A 1107-nucleotide genomic window follows, 5' to 3' on the forward strand; every position below is an offset into this window, starting at 1 on the left:
GACTTGGGGGTGACCCGCCAAAACAACAATGCCTCAGTCGGATGATGGTTCCATGACCGGCAAAATATTTTTCAGTTGGCGGCGGACCGCCTTGCCGCCAGCCAGTCGCGCCCGGCATGGGCGAACACCGCGCAAAGCACGATCGCGCCGCCGATGATACTGGCTACCGGTGGGATCTCGCCCAGGAACAGGAAGGCGAACAGGATCGCGAACGGCACTTCGGCGGAGCCGAGCAGGCCGGATTCGGGTGCCGGGATCAGCCGCGAACCCTCCGTCCAGAGAATCGAGGCCAGCGCGAAGGATCCGCCGAAGGCGGCAAGCAGTAGCGCATCCCGTGCAGAAACCGCCAGCGGATCGGTGACGAACCAGCCGAAAACGAACAGAAGGAAGGCCGAGACCGCGCCCGCCCACACCACCGGCGTGTCGCGGAAGGCGCGCACCATGATCATGTAGAGTGCGCTGCCGGTGGTCATCAGCAGCGCCAGCCCATCACCGAAAAGATGACCGGTGCCGAAGCCCGCCCACACCATGACGCCGACGCCGCAGAGCGACACCGCGGCGGCGAGCATCGTCTGCAGCCGGACCTTTTCGCGCACCAGCAGGAAGGCGAATAACGCGGCGATGAAGGGCGAGGTCGCGTAGATGACCGCGACATTGGCGACATAGGTGAACTTGAAGGCCGCGATGAAGGCGATGCTGGCCGCGGCGCCCTCGATGGCCAGCAGCCAGCCGCGCCAGCCGAGCCGCAGGCTTTCGCGCCCGCCGGAGCGCCTGCGCCGCCACAGCACATAGAGCGCGATCAGAATCGAGCCGACGAAACCGCGCCAGCAGGTGATGGTCAGCGGATCGGCATGGATCGATTTTGTCAGCACGCCGGTGAGGCCGAATACGACGGCGGAGGCCGACACCAGAGCGATGCCCACGGTGCGTTGGGCGGCGGCCTTGGCCGCGCCATCGGGCAATGTGTCAGTCATGTCGAGGGAATCGGTCATGCCCCAGTCTACGCCCCCCTGCTGACATGGTTCCGTCAGTTGTTGTCCTGAAGCCGTTTGCGGAAATGCTCAGCCGCCGCCCGCCGGTCGCCGCGCGGGCGGCGAGGATCGTGAT

Annotated in this window: 1 protein-coding gene; it reads right to left on the minus strand. The window is 65.9% G+C overall.

What is annotated here, in order from left to right; genetic code table 11:
• Positions 1–71: 71 nt before the first annotated feature.
• Positions 72–992: a DMT family transporter gene (locus EN745_RS35095; protein ID WP_245455534.1), complete on the minus strand. Its 921-nt coding sequence runs from the start codon at positions 990–992 to the stop codon at positions 72–74.
• Positions 993–1107 lie beyond the last annotated feature (115 nt).

The sequence above is a fragment of the Mesorhizobium sp. M4A.F.Ca.ET.022.05.2.1 genome, assembly GCF_003998845.1.
Classification (GTDB): Bacteria; Pseudomonadota; Alphaproteobacteria; order Rhizobiales; family Rhizobiaceae; genus Mesorhizobium.